This is a genomic window from Occultella kanbiaonis, assembly GCF_009708215.1.
Classification (GTDB): Bacteria; Actinomycetota; Actinomycetes; order Actinomycetales; family Beutenbergiaceae; genus Occultella; species Occultella kanbiaonis.
Map to the genome: position 1 here is coordinate 2,452,333 of NZ_CP046175.1, position 16,128 is coordinate 2,468,460.

15 protein-coding genes are annotated in these 16,128 nt (G+C 71.1%); 11 read left to right on the forward strand and 4 right to left on the reverse strand.

Annotation, left to right across the window (positions count from 1 at the left end; genetic code table 11):
* Position 1 precedes the first annotated feature (1 nt).
* The 8 genes from rapZ to GKS42_RS11355 all read left to right on the forward strand — a co-directional run bounded on the left by rapZ (position 2) and on the right by GKS42_RS11355 (position 7,016).
* A complete protein-coding gene (gene rapZ, locus GKS42_RS11320) occupies positions 2-952 on the forward strand; it encodes an RNase adapter RapZ (RefSeq protein WP_154793910.1) in 951 nt (316 codons plus the stop codon).
* On the forward strand, positions 949-1,956 hold the full coding sequence (locus GKS42_RS11325) for a gluconeogenesis factor YvcK family protein (RefSeq protein ID WP_154793911.1): 1,008 nt from the start codon (positions 949-951) through the stop codon (positions 1,954-1,956). Before rapZ ends, GKS42_RS11325 begins: the two co-directional genes overlap by 4 nt.
* A 17-nt stretch (positions 1,957-1,973) precedes the next feature.
* Complete coding sequence (gene whiA / locus GKS42_RS11330; protein ID WP_154793912.1) at positions 1,974-2,954, forward strand: DNA-binding protein WhiA; 981 nt, start codon at positions 1,974-1,976, stop codon at positions 2,952-2,954.
* A gap of 183 nt (positions 2,955-3,137) precedes the next feature.
* Entirely contained in the window at positions 3,138-4,145 is a 1,008-nt protein-coding gene (gap, locus tag GKS42_RS11335; protein WP_154793913.1) for a type I glyceraldehyde-3-phosphate dehydrogenase, read from the forward strand.
* A 106-nt stretch (positions 4,146-4,251) separates the two neighbouring features.
* Positions 4,252-5,448 carry a phosphoglycerate kinase gene (locus GKS42_RS11340; RefSeq protein WP_154793914.1) on the forward strand — a complete coding sequence of 399 codons (1,197 nt, stop codon included), beginning with the start codon at positions 4,252-4,254 and terminating at the stop codon, positions 5,446-5,448.
* A 35-nt stretch (positions 5,449-5,483) separates the two neighbouring features.
* Entirely contained in the window at positions 5,484-6,281 is a 798-nt protein-coding gene (gene tpiA, locus GKS42_RS11345) for a triose-phosphate isomerase (protein WP_154793915.1), read from the forward strand.
* A gap of 135 nt (positions 6,282-6,416) precedes the next feature.
* Positions 6,417-6,653 (forward strand): preprotein translocase subunit SecG, encoded by a 237-nt coding sequence (gene secG, locus GKS42_RS11350; protein ID WP_408637019.1) that lies wholly within the window; start codon positions 6,417-6,419, stop codon positions 6,651-6,653.
* 15 nt (positions 6,654-6,668) lie between these two features.
* Positions 6,669-7,016, forward strand: coding sequence for an RNA polymerase-binding protein RbpA (locus tag GKS42_RS11355; RefSeq protein WP_133109147.1), 348 nt, complete (start codon positions 6,669-6,671; stop codon positions 7,014-7,016).
* A 155-nt stretch (positions 7,017-7,171) separates the two neighbouring features.
* On the opposite strand, the gene GKS42_RS11360 is transcribed toward GKS42_RS11355, so the two are convergent.
* Genes GKS42_RS11360 through GKS42_RS11370 form a run of 3 tightly spaced genes read right to left on the reverse strand, consistent with a single transcriptional unit; the run spans position 7,172 to position 9,926 of the window.
* Entirely contained in the window at positions 7,172-8,755 is a 1,584-nt protein-coding gene (locus tag GKS42_RS11360; RefSeq protein ID WP_154793917.1) for a PH domain-containing protein, read from the reverse strand.
* Complete coding sequence (locus GKS42_RS11365; protein ID WP_154793918.1) at positions 8,752-9,258, reverse strand: PH domain-containing protein; 507 nt, start codon at positions 9,256-9,258, stop codon at positions 8,752-8,754. Before GKS42_RS11365 ends, GKS42_RS11360 begins: the two co-directional genes overlap by 4 nt.
* Entirely contained in the window at positions 9,258-9,926 is a 669-nt protein-coding gene (locus GKS42_RS11370) for an O-methyltransferase (RefSeq protein WP_154793919.1), read from the reverse strand. Before GKS42_RS11370 ends, GKS42_RS11365 begins: the two co-directional genes overlap by 1 nt.
* Before the next feature lie 207 nt (positions 9,927-10,133).
* Between GKS42_RS11370 and GKS42_RS11375 the strand changes: the two genes are divergently transcribed.
* The 3 genes from GKS42_RS11375 to GKS42_RS11385 are packed head-to-tail and all read left to right on the forward strand — an operon-like array spanning position 10,134 to position 13,890.
* A complete protein-coding gene (locus tag GKS42_RS11375) occupies positions 10,134-11,702 on the forward strand; it encodes an FAD/NAD(P)-binding protein (protein ID WP_154793920.1) in 1,569 nt (522 codons plus the stop codon).
* An 11-nt stretch (positions 11,703-11,713) separates the two neighbouring features.
* Positions 11,714-12,148 carry a hypothetical protein gene (locus GKS42_RS11380; RefSeq protein WP_154793921.1) on the forward strand — a complete coding sequence of 145 codons (435 nt, stop codon included), beginning with the start codon at positions 11,714-11,716 and terminating at the stop codon, positions 12,146-12,148.
* Positions 12,149-12,150: 2 nt separating this feature from the next.
* On the forward strand, positions 12,151-13,890 hold the full coding sequence (locus tag GKS42_RS11385) for an FHA domain-containing protein (protein WP_154793922.1): 1,740 nt from the start codon (positions 12,151-12,153) through the stop codon (positions 13,888-13,890).
* A 46-nt stretch (positions 13,891-13,936) separates the two neighbouring features.
* Here GKS42_RS11385 and GKS42_RS11390 read toward each other — a convergent pair whose 3' ends face one another.
* Positions 13,937-16,042 (reverse strand): cation:proton antiporter, encoded by a 2,106-nt coding sequence (locus GKS42_RS11390; protein ID WP_154793923.1) that lies wholly within the window; start codon positions 16,040-16,042, stop codon positions 13,937-13,939.
* Positions 16,043-16,128 lie beyond the last annotated feature (86 nt).

The window sequence follows — 16,128 nt, forward strand, 5'->3', positions numbered from 1 at the left end:
CATGACCGAGGCGACCGATCCTGCGCTGCCCCCGACCGTCCCGGAAGGTATCCCGCTGCTCGAGCGCGACACCCCGCCGGCCGAGGATGCCCGCCCCGAGGTGCTCATCATCACCGGCATGTCGGGCGCCGGGCGGAGCCGCACGGCGGCCGTGCTGGAGGATCTCGACTGGTACGTGGTGGACAACCTGCCGCCCAAGATGCTGCTCGCGCTGTCCGGGATGATGACCCAGGCCGACGGCGGCGTGCGCCGCCTCGCCGCCGTCGTGGACGTGCGCAGCCGCGAGTTCTTCTCCGACCTGGTCCAGGTGCTCGCCGACCTGCGCACCCGGCAGGTGGACTACCGGATCGTGTTCCTTGACGCGGCCGACGAGGTGCTGGTCCGCCGGTTCGAACAGGTTCGCCGCCCGCACCCGCTGCAGGGCGACGGCCGGATGCTCGACGGCATCGCGGAGGAGCGCCGGCTCCTGGACCATCTGCGCTCGCGCGCCGACGTCGTGATCGACACCAGCGACCTGTCCGTGCACGATCTCGCGCGGCAGGTCCGGGACGTCGTCGCGGGGGAGGCCGGGGACCGCAGGATCCGGATCACCACCGTCTCGTTCGGGTTCAAGTACGGCCTGCCGCTGGACGCCGACCACGTCGTCGACGTGCGATTCCTCTCGAACCCCTACTGGGTCACCGAGCTTCGGCACCTGAACGGCAAGGACGAACCGGTGCGGGACTACGTCCTCGGCCTGCCCGGGGCGGAGGAGTTCGTCGAGCGGTACGTCGCAGCGATCGAGCCGGTGCTCCAGGGGTACCTCACCGAGCAGAAGCCGTACGTCACGATCGCCGTGGGCTGCACGGGCGGCAAGCACCGCTCCGTCGCCATCAGCGAGGCGATCGCCGCCCTGCTGCGCGAGGGCGGACAGAGCGTGCGCACCGTCCATCGTGATCTGGGTCGCGAATGAGGGCGACCGCTCCCGCCTGGCTGGGTGCCGCCCGCCCCGACGCCCTGCGTGTGGTTGCCCTCGGCGGCGGGCACGGCCTCGCCGCGACCCTCGCCGCCGTGCGGCACGTGACCCGCGACGTGACCGCCGTGGTGACCGTGGCCGACGACGGTGGATCCTCCGGGAGGCTGCGCCAGGAGCTCGGCGTGCTTCCACCCGGGGACCTGCGGATGGCACTGTCGGCGCTGTGTGACGAGTCCGAGTGGGGCCACATCTGGCGCGACGTCCTGCAGCACCGGTTCTCCTCCGACGGGCCCCTCAACGGGCACGCGGTCGGGAACCTGCTGATCGTGGCCCTGTGGGAACTGCTCGGGGACTCCGTGGCCGGCCTGGACCTGATCGGGCAACTGCTCGGTTCGCGCGGCCGGGTGCTGCCGATGGCCTCCGTGCCGCTGGAGATCGAGGCGGACGTCGAGCTGCCGAACGGGCCGGCCGACCAGGCGACGCTCGTGCGCGGACAGAGCCGGGTCGCGGTGACCTCGGGCCGGGTCACGAAGGTCCGGCTGCTGCCAGAGGAACCGCCCGCGTGCACCGAGGCCGTCGCCTCGATCATGGGGGCCGACTGGGTGATCCTCGGACCCGGCTCCTGGTACACCTCGGTGATGCCGCACCTGCTCGTGCCCGGGATCGCCCGAGCTCTGCACGAGACCTCGGCGCGGCTCGCGCTGACCCTCAACCTCTCCCCCCAGCAGGGCGAGACGGACGGCTTCAGTGCCGCGGACCACCTGCGGTCGCTGCGTGAGTACGCCCCCGACCTGCTGGTCGACGTCGTGATCGCCGATCCGGGTGCCGTCGAGGACCTCGACGACCTCAGCGCCGCCGCCGAGGCCGTCGGCGGCGCCATGCTGCTGCGCCAGGTCTCCGCGGGCGACGGCACCCCGCACCATGACACGTTGCGGCTCGCGGCCGCCTACCGTGATGCCTTCGACCGCTTCCTCTCAGACGTGGGGGAGCGGTCGCGATGAGTGGGAGGATGACCCTCATGTCCCTGACGGCCGAGGTGAAGGATGAGCTGGCCCGGCTCCGCGTGGACAAGATGTCCGCGCGCAAGGCCGAAGTGGCGGCGACCCTGCGGTTCGCCGGCGGTCTGCACATCATCTCCGGGCGGATCGTGATCGAGGCCGAGCTGGACACCGGCATTGCCGCACGCCGGCTCCGGCAGGCCATCCACGAGGTCTTCGGGCACACCAGCGAGGTGATCGTCGTCTCCGGCGGAGCGCTCCGGCGCGGGAACCGGTACGTGGTCCGCGTGGTCAAGGACGGCGAGGCACTCGCCCGGCAGACCGGCCTGCTCGACTCCAGGGGACGACCGGTGCGCGGTCTCCCGCCGCACGTCGTCAACGCGAGTCTCGGCGACGCCGTCGCCGCCTGGCGGGGCGCGTTCCTCGCCCACGGCTCCCTCACCGAGCCCGGCCGTTCCTCGGCCCTCGAGGTGACCTGCCCCGGCCCGGAGGCCGCGCTCGCACTCGTCGGCGCCGCCCGGCGCCTCGGCATCGGCGCGAAGGCCCGGGAGGTCCGCGGCGTTGACCGCGTCGTGATCCGCGACGGGGACGCGATCGGCGCCATGCTCACCCGGATGGGAGCCCATGACGCGGTGATGGCCTGGGAGGAACGGCGGATGCGCCGGGAGGTGCGCGGCACCGCGAACCGGCTCGCCAACTTCGACGACGCGAACCTGCGCCGCTCCGCACAGGCCGCCGTCGCCGCCGGTGCGCGCGTGGAGCGGGCCTTCGAGATCCTCGGTGAGGACGTCCCCGGGCACCTGCTCAAGGCCGGCCGGCTGCGGCTGGAGCACAAGGAGGCGAGCCTGGAGGAACTCGGGCAGATCTCCGACCCGCCGCTGACGAAGGACGCCGTCGCCGGGCGGATCCGCCGGCTCCTGGCGATGGCCGACAAGAAGGCCGCGGAGCAGGGCATCCCGGACACCGAGAGCAACCTGACGCAGGACATGCTCGACATGTGAACACCCACCCTCGTTCCGACCTTCGGCACGGGAGCGGTGCCCTGGAGCGGGTGTACCTTTGGATCTGGTGAATGACCCACCATGAAGCAACAATCGAAGGGTCATCACACTCCCCACAAACTCGCGCGTGAGCGCGAAGACCGACAGACGCTATGCGCGCAGTGAGCGCGCGAGGAGGAAAACGTGACCATCCGCGTCGGAATCAACGGCTTCGGCCGCATCGGACGGAACTTCTACCGCGCCGTCCTGGCCAGCGGTGCTGACATCGAGGTCGTCGGTGTCAACGACCTGACGAGCAACGAGACCCTGGCGAACCTGCTGAAGTTCGACTCGATCCTCGGCAGGCTGGACCGACCCGTGTCCTACGGCGAGGACACCATCACCGTCGGTGACCACACGTTCAAGGCACTCGCCGAGCGTGACCCGTCCGCTCTGCCCTGGGGCGAGCTCGGTGCGGACATCGTGATCGAGTCGACCGGCATCTTCACGGACGCAACCAAGGCCAAGGCGCACATCGACGCGGGCGCCAAGAAGGTCATCATCTCCGCCCCGGCGAAGAACGAGGACGCCACCTTCGTGGTCGGTGTGAACCACACCGAGTACGACCCGGCGAACCACCACATCATCTCGAACGCGTCCTGCACCACCAACTGCCTCGCGCCGCTGGCCAAGGTCATGGACGAGAAGTTCGGCATCGTGCGTGGCCTGATGACCACGATCCACGCCTACACGGCCGATCAGAACCTGCAGGACGGCCCGCACAAGGACCCGCGTCGCGCCCGCGCCGCCGCCCTGAACATCGTCCCGACCTCCACCGGCGCGGCCAAGGCCGTGTCCCTCGTGCTCCCGCAGCTCAAGGGCAAGCTGGACGGCTACGCGCTGCGCGTGCCGGTCCCGACGGGCTCGGCCACCGACCTCACCTTCACCGCCTCCCGCGAGGTCACGGTCGAGGAGATCAACGCCGCCGTCAAGGAGGCCGCCGAGACCGACGAGCTCAAGGGCCTGCTCGTGTACTCGGAGGACCCGCTGGTCTCCACCGACATCGTCACCGACCCGGCCTCGAGCATCTTCGACTCCGGCCTGACCAAGGTGATCGGCGACCAGGTCAAGGTCGTGGCCTGGTACGACAACGAGTGGGGTTACTCGAACCGTCTCGTGGACCTCACGGTCTACGTCGGCGAGAAGCTCTGACCCTCGCTCCGCTCATGATGGCGCCCGCGTACCGGTGTGTACGCGGGCGTCGTCATGTCCCGAACCGAACCACTCCCAGAAGGGATCCACGGGAACCGTGGCAACCATGAAGACCATCTCCGACCTCGGCGACCTGCGCGGCAAGCGCGTGCTCGTCCGCTCCGACTTCAACGTGCCGCTGGACGGCACCACGATCACCGACGACGGCCGCATCCGCGCCGCCCTGCCCACCATCAAGACCCTGGTCGACGGCGGAGCGAAGGTCGTCGTGACGGCTCACCTCGGTCGCCCGAAGGGTGCGCCGGAGGACAAGTACTCCCTCGCGCCCGTGGCGACCCGCCTCGGTGAGCTGCTCGGCCAGGAGGTCGTCCTCGCGTCCGACACGATCGGCCCGGGCGCGCAGGCCGCCGTCGCAGCCGCCTCCGACGGTGACGTCGTGCTTCTCGAGAACATCCGGTTCGACGCCCGCGAGACCTCCAAGGACGACGCCGAGCGCGGCGCCCTCGCGGACGACCTCGCCGCGCTGGCGGACGCGTACGTCTCCGACGGGTTCGGCGTGGTGCACCGCAAGCAGGCCAGCGTCTACGACGTCGCGACCAAGCTGCCCGCCGCCGTCGGCGGTCTCGTGCAGACCGAGATCGAGGCACTGCGGCGCGCGACCGACGACCCGGAGCGGCCCTACGTCGTCGTCCTCGGCGGGTCCAAGGTCTCCGACAAGCTCGGCGTGATCGCGAACCTGCTCGGCAAGGCGGACCGCCTCCTCATCGGCGGCGGCATGGTCTTCACCTTCCTCGCCGCCCAGGGGTACAGCGTCGGCAAGTCGCTGCTCGAGGAGGACCAGATCGAAACGGTCAAGGGCTACCTCGCCACGGCCGCCGAGAAGGGCGTGGACATCGTGCTGCCCACGGACATCATCGTGGCGCCCGAGTTCAAGGCGGACTCCCCGGCGACCGTGGTGCCCGCGAGCGAGATCCCCGACGACCAGATCGGTCTGGACATCGGACCCGAGTCCGGTGCCGCGTTCGCCGCGGCGATCGCGTCGGCGAGGACCGTCGTCTGGAACGGCCCGATGGGCGTCTTCGAGTTCCCGGCGTTCGCCGGCGGCACGAAGGCCGTCGCACAGGGCCTCGTCGACGCGACCGCGGCCGGCGCGTTCACGATCGTCGGCGGCGGTGACTCGGCGGCGGCGGTGCGTCAGCTGGACTTCGACGAGGCCGGCTTCAGCCACATCTCCACCGGTGGCGGAGCCTCCCTCGAGTTCCTCGAGGGCAAGGTCCTGCCCGGCATCGACGTTCTCAACTGACCCCGACCGGACGAAGCAGGAAGGCACCACCGAAGATGGCAAAGAACCGCACCCCGCTGATGGCGGGGAACTGGAAGATGAACCTCGACCACCACGAGGCAACGCACACCGTCCAGAAGCTGGCCTGGACCCTCAAGGACGCGAAGCACGACTTCAAGGCCGTCGAGGTCGTGGTCTGCCCGCCGTTCACCGACCTGCGTTCGGTGCAGACCCTGGTCGACTCCGACAAGCTCGAGATCGGCTACGGCGCGCAGGACATCTCCGCGCACGCCAAGGGCGCCTACACCGGCGAGATCTCCGCGGCGATGCTGGCCAAGCTCGGCGTGGGCTACGCCGTCGTCGGTCACTCGGAGCGCCGCCAGTACCACGCTGAGGACGACGCGCTCGTGGGTGCGAAGGCCAAGGCGGCGCTGGCCGCGGACATCATCCCGATCGTCTGCGTGGGCGAGGGCCTCCAGGTCCGTCAGGCGGGCGACCAGGTGTCCTACACCCTCGCCCAGGTGGACGGTGCCTTCGACGGGATCTCCGAGCAGGATGCTGCCCGATCCGTGATCGCCTACGAGCCGGTGTGGGCCATCGGCACCGGCGAGGTCGCGACCCCGGAGGACGCCCAGGAGGTCTGCGGCGCGATCCGTGGCCGGCTCGCCGAGCTGTACTCGGCGGAGGTCGCCGACGCCGTCCGGGTCCTCTACGGCGGGTCGGTGAAGTCCGGCAACGTGGCCACGATCATGGCCCAGCCGGACGTCGACGGCGCGCTCGTCGGTGGTGCGAGTCTCGACCCGACGGAGTTCGCCGCGATCGCGCGGTACCAGTCCCACGACGTGGGTCTGTAGACAGGTGTCCGCGTCGGCGCGGGGGCAACGCGTGAAGTCCCCGCGCCGATCGCGTAAACTCACCGAGGGTTCCAAGGTTGTGCGCCGTCCGCGCATGCCCATAAGACGTGAGGAAGTACTGACGACGTGACGGTAATGACCATCATCCTGCAGGTCCTGCTGGTGATGACCAGCGGCGTGCTGATCATGACGATCCTCATGCACAAGGGCAAGGGCGGTGGCCTCTCCGACATGTTCGGCGGTGGCATGTCCTCCAGCCTCGGTTCGTCCGGAGTGGCCGAGCGCAACCTCAATCGGATCACGATCGGCTCCGCCGTGATCTGGGGCGTTGTGGTCGTGCTGTTGGGTCTCATCCAGAAGTTCACGATCTGAGCAGGGAGTCTTCACGTGGCTGGTGGTAGTGCAATTCGAGGTTCGCGCGTCGGCGCCGGACCGATGGGCGAGGCTGAGCGTGGGGACGCCGCACCGCGGGTGTGGATCTCCTACTGGTGCGCGTCGGGTCACGAGACCCGGCCGAGTTTCGCGCAGGAGCCCGGCATGGTGGTCCCGGAGACCTGGGACTGCCCACGCTGCGGGCTGCCCGCCGGTCAGGACCAGGCGAACCCGCCCTCGGCTCCCAAGAACGAGCCGTACAAGACGCACCTCGCGTACGTGAAGGAGCGTCGGACCGACTCCGACGGCGCCGCGCTCCTCGACGAGGCCCTCGCGGCCCTGCGGGCCCGGCGCGGCGGCTGACCCACGCGGGCGGCCTGTTCGGGCCGGGCTGCCCTTGCGGGCCTGACTGGGCCGGTTCGGAGGTCGGGCCTGCGACCAGCCCCGTTCCGGTGCGATTGCGATGTACCTGGTACGTCGGAACCACACCGCTCCCGCGACTGTGGCCGCCGGCCCGCCTAGTCCCCACGGGCGCCGACACCCTCCGTGTCGGCGCCCATCGGTTCAGCCGACATCAGGAACGGTCGCAGCAGCCCCGGCACGGCCTCGTCGGCGAGGCCGAGACCGGTGGCCGACCCGACATCCACGACGGAGTACCTGCCGCGGCTCGCGGCCGTGGTGGCCGTCACCGTGAGCACGCCCAGCCGGCGCTGGAACACGGACTGCCGGATCCGCCAGCCGATGATCCCCGGCCGGGACAGCGCCGCCGTGCTCCGTCGGATGCTGCCGTGCCGGGCCACCAGGTGGTCTGGCGTGAGCGCGTGCCCGAGGCTGCGGGCGCCGTCCACGGCGACTGCGACCGCGATCACCGAGCCGACCACGGCGGCGACGATCAGGACCGACGTCCAGAACGCCGTCGGGCGTACCGCGACGACCAGCACGCAGACCACGGCGACGAGCCCGACGATCACCAGGGCGGCCCGGAACAGGCGGCGGTTGCGTGCCGCGCGCGGGTGCGGGCGCAGGTCCGCCGGCAACGGCACGCCGAGGATTCGTTCGGCCACCGCGAGGGGAACCTCCCGCGGCGATCCCGGCACCAGCGTGGCCGCGTCCTGCTTCTCCGCGTCCGCGCGCAGGCCGGTCGCCAGCACGTCCAGGCGGGCCGCGCCCGCGAGGCGGATGCCGAGCGGCTCGACCAGCTCAACGCCTCGGACCCGGGACTCCTCGAAGCTGGTCGAGCGGGAGGTGAGCAGGCCGCGTCGGACCCGGAGCGCGCCGTCGGCCCGTTCCAGCCGGTAGTTCCACCAGGACTCCACCCCGAGCGCGGTCAGGCCGACCGCGCCGGCCACGACGAACACCACGATGGCACCCAGGAGCGCGGGCCAGGCGCCGAACCGGTCCGCGAGCGAACGCGCCCACGCCACCGGCAGCTCGGGTGCGCCGAACCACTCCGCGACCTGGAACACGGCGCCCGCCGCGCCGGCGGCGATCAGCAAGGTGAAGACGGACATCGGGACGTACCGGATCCACCGCGGGGACCAGACGGCCAGCGCCGTCTCGTCGGCCGGATCGGCGGCGGGCCCGGCGCGGCGGAGCAGGTCCGTGCGCAGGCGCTCGCCCTCGGCCCTGGCGACCGGGTCGAGCACGATCGACTGACCCTCGCTCTCGCTGACCTTCTCCCCGGTGCCGATGGACAGGCGCACCAGCCCGAACGCCCGCAGCAGGATGTTGGCGGTCAGGTCCACGTTCCGGATCCGCTCCCGGGCCAGGGACCGGCGCCGCTTGAACAGGATGCCGCTGTGCATCTCCAGGCGGGTGTCCGTGAGGCGGTACCGGGTGGTGCGCCAGCGCAGGTGGTCGGCGACGGCGGAACCCGCCGTGATCAGCACGGTGCCGGCCACGCACCAGGCGAGCGCGGCCGGGCCAGCGTCACTCTGTGCCCAGATCGGGATGACGATGAGCACCGAGCTTCCCGCGAAGATCGCGAACAGCAGGATCGCCGTGACGAGCGCGGTCCGGCGGTCGAGCGGGTGCCAGTCCTCAGGGTTCGGGCCGCCGTCGTCCCCCGGCGGCGTGGGGGACTCCTCCTCGGGTGCGCTCACGTCGCGTCGCCCGGGGTCGCGTCGGTGACGATCGTCAGCTCGTGCGCGATCTCGGTCGCCTGCTCGTCGTCGAGCCCGGCGATCGACACCGGGCCGGCCGCGGACGCCGTCGTCACCACCACGGTGGCGAGCCCGAACGCCCGCTGCAGCGGCCCGCGGGTGGTGTCCACCGTCTGGATCCGGCTCATCGGCGCGACCCGCCAGGTCTGCCAGAAGTAGCCGGTGCGGGTGTAGACGGCGTGCTCGGTCACCTCCCACCGGTGCTTGGCGTACCACCACTGGGGCAGCGCCACCGCGAGGGCTGCGCCGATCACGATCACGACGGCGGCCGGCCCGAGCAGCCAGGTGCGGGCCGGAGCGATGATGATGCCGAGGATCACGAGGGGGAGTGCGACCACCGCGGTCCAGCAGATCGCGCTCCAGCGCCACCAGGCGACGACGCGGTGGTCGTACCTGTTCCGTGGTGGCCGCAGCGCCAGCACGGTCGTCCGTGGATCCGACATCAGCGCACGTAGGCGAGCAGGATGCCGTCGTATCCCTTGCTCCCGACGGTCTGCAATGCGGTTGCGTCGAGGCGCTGCTCGGCGACCGCCGTCGCGACGGCATCGACCATGGTGCGCGTGCCCCGGACATCCGGGCGGTCACTGTCGGGGTCGGCGACGGCGCCGCCGCGGACCACGTTGTCCACGATGATCAGCCCGCCGGGCCGGGTCAGGCGCAACGCCCAATCGAGGTAGCCCGGGTTGTTCTGCTTGTCGGCGTCGATGAAGACCAGGTCGAACGGTGCGTCGATGTCCGCGGCGACGCCCGGCAGCGTGTCCAACGCGGCCCCGACCCGCACCTCGACCAGGTCCTGCAGGCCGGCCCGCTCGATGTTCTCCCGGGCGATCCGGGCGTGCTCGGCGGAGTACTCCAGCGAGATGAGCCTGCCGTCCAGGGGAAGCGCCCGGGCCAGGTGGATCGCGGAGAATCCGAACAGGGTCCCGACCTCAAGGACGCGCCGGGCCGAGACGGTCCGGGCCAACACGCCGAGCAGTCCGCCGAGCAGGTCGGAGACCTGGATCTGCGGGAGCTCGGAGCCGGCGGCGACGGCCTCGGTGAGGGCGTGGTCGCGAGGGCGCAGGCGGTCGGCGAAGTAGCGGTCGACTTCTGTCCATCCTTCTATGTCCATGCCTCGATCCTGACAAACGGCGCGGGCGCTGACTAGGGGTGAGGACGCATCCGCTACGGTGACCGTCGAGGGGAGTCGATGGGGCGATCTGCCCGCGCGGACCGCCGGAAAGCGGCGGCATCGGTTGCGTGGAGTCGATAGCGTGCTTCCTGCGGGCGATCCTCGCCCTGCGTGAACAGAGAACACGTTGCATCGAAGGGAGAACGGATGAGCGGCGATCAGCCACTCCCGCAATCCGCAGCACCGACGACCGAACCGGGTGACCTCACCCCGGAACTCATCGACACCGACATCTGGACGGACGAGATGGTCGCGCGCGCGGGCATCCCCGTGGTGCCGGTGCCGTTCGTGACGGTGGGCGGCGGCATCGGTTCCTTCGTGACCGTGGACTATCTGCGGATCTACGGGGTGCCGGCGCAGCAGATCGTGGTCCTGACCGGTCTTGACGTGCCGTGGCAGAGCTACGAGTACCTGACGCGGGTCTCCCAGATCCCGCGCAACGAGCGGCTGCGCTCGGACTCCCAGTCGCGGCCGGACAACATCTGGGGCTTCCCGTCCTATGCGCTCTCCGAGGCGTTCGCGGCGAAGAACCTCAAGGAGTTCGTGTGGCCGCTCTGGAACGTGTTCACGGAGCCGATCCTGACGAACTACTTCACCCCGAGGGCCGGCCAGGCGTTCTCCGCGATGGAGAAGGAGATGAACCGGATCGGCTACCTCCAGTCGGTGCGCAAGGGGCAGGTCCGGATGGTCCGCCGGCGTGCGGGCGGCGGGTACTACACGATCCTGACCCCGCCCGCGGGGGCCGCCCAGACCAAGCGGATCGCCTACCAGAGCCAGTACGTGCACATCGCGATCGGGTACCCCGGTCTGAGGCTGCTCAAGGACCTGCAGGACTACCGGGAGCGCTACCGCGACCCCACGAAGGTGGTCAACGCCTACGAGCCGCACGAGCAGGTCTACGACCAGCTCCGGATCCGCCCGGGCAAGGTGATCGTGCGCGGTGGCGGCATCGTCGCCTCGCGGGTGCTGCAGCGGCTCATCGACGACCGGGACAAGTACAACCTGCAGACGGAGATCCTCCAGGTGTTCCGCACGTTCTACACCGGACCGCACGGGAAGAACGTCTTCAACCGGCGCCCCGGCGGCCATGGCTGGGCCTATCAGGGCTTCAACTACCCGAAGTCGGTCTGGGGCGGTCAGCTCAAGGAGAAGATGGCCAAGCTCGAGGGCGACGCCCGCGCGCAGGCCTATGAGGAGATGGGCGGCACGAACACGCCGTTCCGGAAGAACTGGCTCGAGCAGCTCAAGCGCGGCCGGTCACAGGGTTGGTACCGCGAGATGCAGGGCGCGTTCGACTCGCTCCGCCCGGGACCGAACGGCTCCGGCGTGGTGGTCGCGATGAGCACGCAGCACGGCGCGCTCGAGGAGTACGCGGACTTCGTGGTCGACTGCACCGGTCTGGAGGCGGACATCCGGGAGAGCCGCGTGCTCGCCGACCTGCTCGACCACAGCGGTGCCGGGCGGAACCCGAAGGGCCGCCTCGACGTGAGCACGCAGTTCGAGGTGATCGGCACCCGGAGCCGCCCGGGGCGTCTGTACGCCTCCGGGAGCTCGACCCTCGGTGGCCCCTTCCCCGGCGTGGACACGTTCCTCGGTCTGCAGATCTCAGCGCAGGAGATCGCGGACGACCTCGCCCGACTGGGCTTCGTGAAGAAACTGGGTCCGGGTCGATCCATCGCCCAGTGGTGGCGCTGGGCCCGGAACCGGCCGATCTAGGAAGGCGAACCGTGCTACCCACCCTCAACGGGCGACTCCAATCACGGATTCTCGTCACCGCCGTCCTGGGCGGGATCTGGACGCTGATCATCACCCCGGTGCTGCCGACCGGCGCACCACTGGGCGAGAGCTACCGGACGACGTTCATCATCCTGCTCACGGTCATCGTGCTCGGCGTGCTCTGGGAGTTCCTCTACCACTTCCTCCAGCAGTTCCGGTGGGAGAAGGACTGGCCCACGAGCTGGGGTCTGTTCACGGGGATCAACGAGGGCCTGCTGATCTGGCTGCTGATCAACCTCGGTTGGATCCCCGGCGTCGGGCAGGTGCCGGGCTGGGCGTTCGTGATCCAGTTCTGCACCACGTGGTTCCTCATCTGGGCGGTCCAGAATGGACCCCTGCGGGTCCCGTTCATCCGCTGGCGCTTCAATGGAGGTCGTTTCCTGTGAAGGTGAACTTCGACGATGTCCCGGCACGGGTCCACCCGGGCCGCCATCACCTGGTGCGTCTGCCGGGGGTGGTCGCGATCATCCGCACCGACCCCGGGACCGACCCGGACGCCGCCAACGACCTGCTCGAGCGCATCCAGACGTCCTCCCGGACCGCGCCGACGGCGCCGGGGCGCGACCTTGCCCGGCAGCTGTCGATCTGGCTGAGCCGGTTCGAGGAGACGAACGGGGTCGCCCCGGGGTTCGGGGCCATCTCCGCCAGCGAGAACGGCGTCGCGATCTTCCTGTACGGCGACATCAGCGTCACCGAGCGCGGCGCTGATGCCGCGACGTCGCCCGAGGACCGGGTCGCGCTGTTCGGCAAGGATGCGGCGTTCACCGTGGACCGGCTGCTGCCGTGGCCCGCGGGTGCTCTGCAGCTGATCGCCGACGACGATGCCGACGGCGAGCTGGACATCCCCGAGCACGCCGCCGACGCGCTCGCGTCCGCCGATGGCCCGATGCCGGCCTGGGCCGGCTTCCACCGCGGCGTGACGCCCGGCGGCGGGCTGCTGTTCGGGCCGGTCACCGACCACATGAGCGAGCCGGCCGTCGCCGACGTCCCGGCCGCGTCCGGGAGCCACCTGGCCGGGCCCGAGGTGCCGGTGCCGTCCGGCCCGGGCGCCCACGGGCCCGTGCCCGGCTCGTCCGCGACCCTCTCGTCGGCCGCCTACGACGCCGAGGCGATGTCCGACGGCGAGGCGATGGCTGCCGAGCCCGCGTCCGGTGAGGCGGTGGCTGGCGGCGAGGCCCCGGCTGACGGCGAGCCGATGGCTGAGGGTGCGGGCGGTCCGCCGCCGCCGTCCGGCGCTCCGGTGTCGGCCGGTGCTCAGGTGCCGCCGCCCCCGGCGGCCGGGTCCGTACCGGCGCCGCCCTCGGTACGGTCCGTGCCGCCGCCGCCGCCCTCGGTGAGCTCTGTGGTGCCGCCGGCGCCGTCCGCCGGTACTCCGGTGGTGCCGCCGGCGCCCTCCGCCGGCACCCCGGTCGTGCCGCCGCCGCCGTCCGGTACCCCCGTGCCGCCGCCGTCCGGTGCTCCCGTGGTGCCACCGCCTCCGTCAGCGGGCACTCCCGCGGCCGCACTCGCGCCGCCACGGTTGTCCGAACTGATCCAGGACGGCCCCGCCGAGCCCCCGCGAGCGCCGCTCCCGCCGGCCGCGCCGGCTCCGCGCCAGACCGCGCAGCAGAGGGCGGCGGAGAAGGCCGCCGGCGTGAAGGAGCGCCCACAGGACTACGTCCAGGGTTTCCGATGCTCCCGCAAGCACCTCAACGACCCGCGGGTCTCGTTCTGCCGCGTCTGCGGCATCAGGATGGACCAGATGACCGGCGTGCTCGTCGAGGAGCGGCGCCCGCCGCTCGGTCTGCTGGTGCTCGACGTCGGCGCGACGTTCGTGCTGGACGACAACTACGTGCTCGGCCGCAACCCCGAGTCGGACGCCGCGGTCCGCGAGGGCACGCTTCGCCCGGTCCGGCTCGATGACACCTCGGGCGCGCTCTCCCGGGTGCACGCGGAGATCCGGCTCTCCGGCTGGGACGTCGTGCTGATCGACCGCGGTTCGGCGAACGGGACCTACGTGGCGGCCACGGACGAGCAGTCCTGGCAGCGGTTGGCACCGAACCAGCACTTCGTGCTCACCCCGGGCACGCACGTGCGGGTGGGGCAGCGGACGTTCACGTTCGAGTCTTCGGCGGCGCGCCTGCGTTGACGCTGCGTGCGGCCGGGTTCCGGAGGGCTGTGTTCCGGATGGAACCTCAGGTCCTCGGCGCCCCGGTGGTCTCCTCGTCCTCGGTGACGAGCGCGCCGAGGGCCTCGGTGAGTTCGGCGTCCGCCACGTCCTGACCCGCCCACAGCGTGACCGCAGCGGTACCCGGCGAGGACGCTGCGCCGTCGGCCAGGCCTGCTGCCACCACCCGGATCGCCGCGCCCGCGGCGTCCGCCTCGCTGCGCTCGACCATGCGGTAGCCGAGGCCGTCCGCGTGCAGCGCCGCCAGGGCGGCGCCGAAGCGCCGGGCGAGCCGGGCCCCGTCGGGCAGGTGCAGGAGCAGTTCCGTCCCACGGGCGCGGGCGGCCGCGGCTCCTGCGAGCACCGCGCCACGCCCGTCGGGGTCGCCGCCGGCGATGACGACGACGGGTGCGTCGTCCGCGGCATCCGCCTCGGGCAGGCGCACGGCGGCCACGCTGAACCGGTGCCCGGACAGGTCGGTGCCGGTTCCGTCGCCGGAGGGTGCGTTGGCGGCGAACCAGTCCGCGTCCACCAGCAGCACGGCGGCCTCGGCCGTGTCAGCCTGGCCCAGGAGATCGGACCAGGGATCCGCGGTGAACCGCGACAGCACCGTCGCCGGAACCCCGGTGGCCTGCACACGGGAGGCGAGGGCGTTGAGGTCGTCGACGGTGGCGGCCATCAGGGTGAGGTTCGTGGACAGGCCGGCGCCGAGCTCAACCGGTGAGGCCTCGCGGGCCACGAACCGGCTGAGCACGACCTTGCCGGCGCGGCCGGTGCCGAGCAGGGCGCCGGCGATCGCAGCCATCCGGTCCGCCCTGGCGGGGTCGTCGACCAGGACCAGCACCCGGTAGGACTCGTCCACGCCGAGCGCGGCCCGCTCGGCGGCGGCGATGTCCTTGGCGATCGCCCGGTCCGGGTAGACGCGGCGCAGCAGCGGGCCGGTCATCATCGTGGTCAGGATCGCCATCAGCACGAGCAGGGTGAACAGTTCCCCGTCGAGGACGCCGAGCTGGCGGCCGATCTGCAGGATCACCAGCTCGGTGAGCCCGCGGGTGTTCATCAGGACACCGAGCGCGGTGGCCTGCCGGCTCGGCACCTTCATGAGGCGGGCCGCGACGAACGCGCCGCCGAACTTGCCGCCGACCGCCACCAGCATGATCAGCGCCAGCTGCCAGAACCCGGCGCCGGTGATGCCGCCGATGTCCGTGCTGAGACCGGTGACCACGAAGAACAGCGGGAGCAGGAGCAGGACGCTCACCTGTTCGAGCCGTTCGAGGATCTCCCGGGTGAGGTCCGCGGCGCCCTGGCGCGGCATGATCGCGCCGAAGATGAACGCACCGAAGATCGCGTGGATGCCGATGACATCGGTCATGACCGACGAGGCCAGCACGCCGATCAGGACGATCGCGAGGATGTTGGGGGTGAGGCGGCCGGCCCGCCGGTAGGCGTCGACCAGCCGCTTCAGCAGCGGCCGCACGATGCCGAACATCAGTGCCGCGAACGCGGCGGTGAGGACGACGATCCGGATCACGTCGGCCGGCCCCTCGCCCTGGACCACCGCCACCACGAACGCCAGCAGGGTCCAGGCGAGGATGTCGTCCACGGCGGCGCAGGCCAGTGCGAGCACGCCGGTGGTGGTGCGGTGCATTCCCCGGTCGGTGAGGATCCGGGCGAGGACCGGGAAGGCCGTGATGGCCATCGCGATCCCGAGGAACAGGGCCAGGCCCAGGAATGGCACCGGGCCCGCGTCCGTCTCGTTGTGGAACGGGTACAGCACGAACGTGAGTCCGAAGCCCATTGCGAACGGCAGGATGACCGAGCTCAACGAGATCGTGCCGGCCAACTTCTCCCGACCTCGGACCAGGGTCATGTCGAGCTCGAGGCCGACGATGAACATGAACAGCACCAGGCCGAGCTGGGCGAGCATGTCCAGGTACGGGAGGATCTCCGGGGGGAACAGCTTCGTGTCGAGGTCACCCGGCAGCAGTCCGAGGACACTTGGCCCGAGCGCGATCCCGGCGATGATCTCACCCACCACGGGGGGCTGGTGGATCTTGCCGGCGAGCCGCGCGAAGACCCGCGCGACGAGCATGATGACGGCGATCGCCAGGAATACGTGCGCCGCGATATGCATGACCGTTCGGACCCCTTGTGGCTGTCGGATGGGGACGATTCCCCTCGTGGGGGAGGAACGCGCCCGATAGACTTTCAGATGATCTG